The sequence below is a fragment of the Pseudomonas sp. NPDC087803 genome, from assembly GCF_044742995.1.
Lineage (GTDB): Bacteria > Pseudomonadota > Gammaproteobacteria > Pseudomonadales > Pseudomonadaceae > Aquipseudomonas.
The window spans coordinates 19,595-23,313 of sequence record NZ_JBIUVO010000072.1 but is presented as its reverse complement, the minus strand read 5'-3'; the positions used below and the strand labels follow the sequence as shown (position 1 = coordinate 23,313).

4 protein-coding genes are annotated in these 3,719 nt (G+C 59.0%); 1 reads left to right on the top strand and 3 read right to left on the bottom strand.

The features are described from left to right. Together ACIOUG_RS23660 and ACIOUG_RS23655 are read right to left on the bottom strand one after the other, a co-directional pair. A partial coding sequence (locus ACIOUG_RS23660; RefSeq protein WP_401069069.1) for a hypothetical protein occupies window positions 1–133 on the bottom strand: 133 nt, incomplete at its 3' end. A 597-nt stretch (window positions 134–730) separates the two neighbouring features. Continuing rightward, window positions 731–1,168: a hypothetical protein gene (locus tag ACIOUG_RS23655; RefSeq protein WP_401069066.1), complete on the bottom strand. Its 438-nt coding sequence runs from the start codon at window positions 1,166–1,168 to the stop codon at window positions 731–733. 103 nt (window positions 1,169–1,271) lie between these two features. Between ACIOUG_RS23655 and ACIOUG_RS23650 the strand changes: the two genes are divergently transcribed. After that, window positions 1,272–1,709 (top strand): universal stress protein, encoded by a 438-nt coding sequence (locus ACIOUG_RS23650; protein WP_401069064.1) that lies wholly within the window; start codon window positions 1,272–1,274, stop codon window positions 1,707–1,709. Between the two features lie 180 nt (window positions 1,710–1,889). On the opposite strand, the gene ACIOUG_RS23645 is transcribed toward ACIOUG_RS23650, so the two are convergent. Next, the coding region (locus tag ACIOUG_RS23645; RefSeq protein WP_401069062.1) for an ATP-binding cassette domain-containing protein at window positions 1,890–3,719 on the bottom strand (1,830 nt) is incomplete at its 5' end.

Genomic DNA, 3,719 nt, shown 5'->3' with positions numbered 1-3,719 from the left:
CCACGGCCTGACGCAGATCGTTCAGGGTAAGACGGTTGAACTTGTTGACGGACTCACCCTTGAGGTCGAATTTCAAATCGACGATGCCACTTTCAAGAGCTTTAACCGTGATGGCTTTACCTTCGTAAATCATCAACTGATCTCCACGATATGGAAGCTGAACAGTACACGTCGGACGCAGGTAAATGGCTCGGCAGGACGCTTTTTCGTCGATGCTGACGCCAATCCACCCGGCACACCCGCCAACGCGATAGTCGGGATTCTGTAGGAGCAGTCTGTAAGACAAACGCTCAATTCATACGCCCGTTTGATTTGGGTACGTCACCTTCACGGAATTTCCAACAATTGTCAATCGCCCAAAATACGGGTTGAAATGCGACTTTGCGGTCATTTCCGTTGCACGCAGATCCGCAACACGCAGCTGCATGCAAAGCCATTCATAGAATCAATAGTTAGAAAAGTCGCCCTAATTACCGGCGAGCCCTGTTTAACAGGCTACGCTGGCGGAATCCCGGCAAAAAATATGAACGCTTTTGGCGAATGCCCGGCGCAGAATCAGCTTACAGCGAATTATCGGCCTGCCTGGCCAACCCGCCCGATGATGTAATCGGGCTTTTTATTGCCTGCGAAATGCCACCTGTAGGCGCTGCCGCAGGCTGCGATCTTTTGACCTTGTTTTTTTAAGATCAAGATCGCAGCCTGCGGCAGCTCCTACAGTGGAATTCGTAATTCAGGCGAGGGCTTTGAGCGTAGCGTCGATGTGCTGCAAGACTTCAGCTTCGCCCATCTCACCCCAGTACAAGGCGATCATCTGCTTGTCGGCCTCGACCTTGAACACGTTGCCCGGCAATTTTTCGAAATGATTGAGCAGCGACCGGTCCTCGCAGACCTCCTGCCACTGATTAACCCATACTCCCGGCGATTTCTGCCAGTAGGTCCAGCACGCCGGCTGACTGCCACGCCGTGGCCGGTGATATTGCGCACACGGGTTTGGCGGCTCCTGAGACAGCCAGTGCGGCCACTCCTGAGGCGCCAGTTGCATGGCCAGCCCGATGCGCCGAGCCTCCATGCGCAGGGCCATCCGGCCGCTCTGCACACGCGATGGGCGCAACCATGCCAGTGGACTCAGAACCACCAGCAGGATTGACACCACCAACCAGACCGTCATATCTCTACTCCCGACTTAAGGTGAGCGCATTGTGTCACTTTGGAACCAATGCGCTTGAAACCAGCCATACTTAACAATATTGAACCGTCACGAGGAGCACCTCATGCCCTACCACCATATCCTGGTCGCCGTAGACCTGACCGAAGAGTGCGACCCTGTGATCCACCGCGCCCGAGAGCTGTCGGTGAGCAATGGCGCCAAGCTGTCGCTGGTGCATATCGTCGAACCGATGGCGATGGCATTCGGCGGCGATGTGCCGATGGATCTGTCACAACTGCAACAGCAGCAGTTCGATCAGGCCAAAGAGCGGCTTGAGCGTCTGAAAGCCAAATACGCCGAGCTTGAGGGCGCCAACTGCCATCTGACCTATGGCCAGCCACGTCAGGAAATCCATCATTTCGCCAAGGAAAACCAATGCGACCTGATCGTGGTCGGCAGCCATGGTCGACATGGTCTGGCGCTGCTGCTCGGCTCCACCGCCAACGACGTGCTGCACGGCGCGCCTTGCGATGTGCTCGCAGTGCACCTGATCAAACGCTGAAACACTGATCACTGTGGGAGCGAGCCTGCTCGCGAAGGCGTCAGCACATTCAACATTGATGCTACCTGACACACCGCTTTCGCGAGCAAGCCCGCTCCCACATTGAATCTTCACCGATACCCGTATATGAAAAGCCCGGCGCTCATCACTGAACGCCGGGCTTTTTCATGGCCGGATCAATCAGGCATCCAGCTCGGCCCAACGCTCCACCAGGGCATCCAGCTCAGCCTGCAACTGCTCGAGCGAAGCAATCACCTTGGCAGTTTCCGCCGGCGGGCGCTGATAGAAACCGGCTTCAGCCATCTCAGCCTCAACCGCAGCGATCTGCTGTTCCTTGGCGTCGATGTCGCCCGGCAATGCTTCCAGCTCGCGTTGCAGCTTGTAGCTCAGTTTCTTCTTCGCTGCCGGCGCGGCAGCCGCAGGTGCGGCAACCACAGCAGGCTCAGCGGTGACCACCGCCGAATTCAGGTCTGCCTTGCCCGACTTGCTCTCGGTCACGCCCAGCAGGCGCGGCGAGCCGCCCTGACGGATCCAGTCCTGATAGCCACCGACGTATTCACGCACCTTGCCTTCACCTTCGAAGACCAGGGTGCTGGTGACCACGTTGTCGAGGAATGCCCGGTCGTGGCTGACCATCAGCACAGTGCCGTTGAAGGTCAGCAGCACTTCTTCGAGCAGTTCGAGGGTTTCCACATCCAGGTCGTTGGTCGGTTCGTCGAGTACCAGCAGGTTGGCCGGCTTGCTGAACAGTTTGGCCAGCAACAAACGCGCACGCTCACCACCGGACAGCGCCTTGACCGGCGTGCGGGCACGCTGCGGGCTGAACAGGAAGTCGCCGAGGTAGCTCAGAACGTGGCGGCTCTGGCCGTCGATGTCGATGAAGTCGCGACCTTCGGCGACGTTGTCGATCACGGTCTTTTCCAGATCCAGCTGATGACGCAACTGGTCGAAGTAGGCCACGTCGATGCGCGTACCCTCTTCCACTTTGCCGCTGGTCGGTTGCAGACCGTTGAGCATCAGTTTGAGCAAGGTGGTCTTGCCGGTACCGTTGGCGCCGAGCAGACCGATACGGTCGCCGCGCTGCAGGACCATCGAGAAGTCCTTGATCAGGTACGGACCGTCCGGGTGATGGAAGCTGACATTTTCCAACACCATCACTTGCTTGCCAGACTTGTCGGCGGTTTCCAGCTGGATGTTCGCCTTGCCGGTACGCTCGCGACGCTCGCTGCGCTCAACACGCAGCGCTTTCAGGGCGCGCACACGGCCTTCGTTACGGGTCCGACGGGCCTTGATGCCCTGACGGATCCACACTTCTTCCTGAGCCAGGCGCTTGTCGAACAGCGCGTTGGCGGTTTCTTCAGCGGCCAGCGCGGCCTCTTTGTGCACCAGGAAGCTGGCGTAGTCGCCGTTCCAGTCGATCAGGCCGCCGCGATCCAGTTCGAGGATGCGCGTGGCCAGGTTCTGCAGGAAAGAACGGTCGTGCGTGATGAACAGCACAGCGCCCTGAAAATCCTTCAGGGCTTCTTCGAGCCAGGCAATCGCACCGATGTCCAGGTGGTTGGTCGGTTCGTCGAGCAGCAGCAGATCCGGTTCGGAGACCAGCGCCTGCGCCAGCAGCACGCGACGACGCCAGCCGCCGGACAACTCGGCGAGGGTCTTGTCGGCCGGCAGTTGCAGGCGGCTCAGGGTGCTGTCGACCAGGGTCTGCAAGCGCCAGCCGTCACGGGCTTCGAGGTCATGCTGAACGTGCATCAGCTTGTCCAGATCGGCGTCGGTGACGATGTTCTGGCTCAGGTGATGGTATTCGGCGAGCAAGGCGCCAACACCATCGAGACCTTCGGCAACCACGTCGAACACAGTCCGCCCGTCGGCCACTGGCAATTCTTGCGGCAATTCGCCGATTTTCAGACCGGGGGCACGCCACACCGAGCCGTCATCGGGCTTCTGGTCGCCCTTGACCAGTTTCATCATGCTGGATTTGCCAGTGCCGTTGCGGCCGATGATGCACAC

Coding starts and splice junctions, on each gene's coding strand:
- ACIOUG_RS23655 (WP_401069066.1), bottom strand. CDS start 1,168: ATGACGGTCTGGTTGGTGGTGTCAATCCTGCTGGTGGTTCTGAGTCCA.
- ACIOUG_RS23650 (WP_401069064.1), top strand. CDS start 1,272: ATGCCCTACCACCATATCCTGGTCGCCGTAGACCTGACCGAAGAGTGC.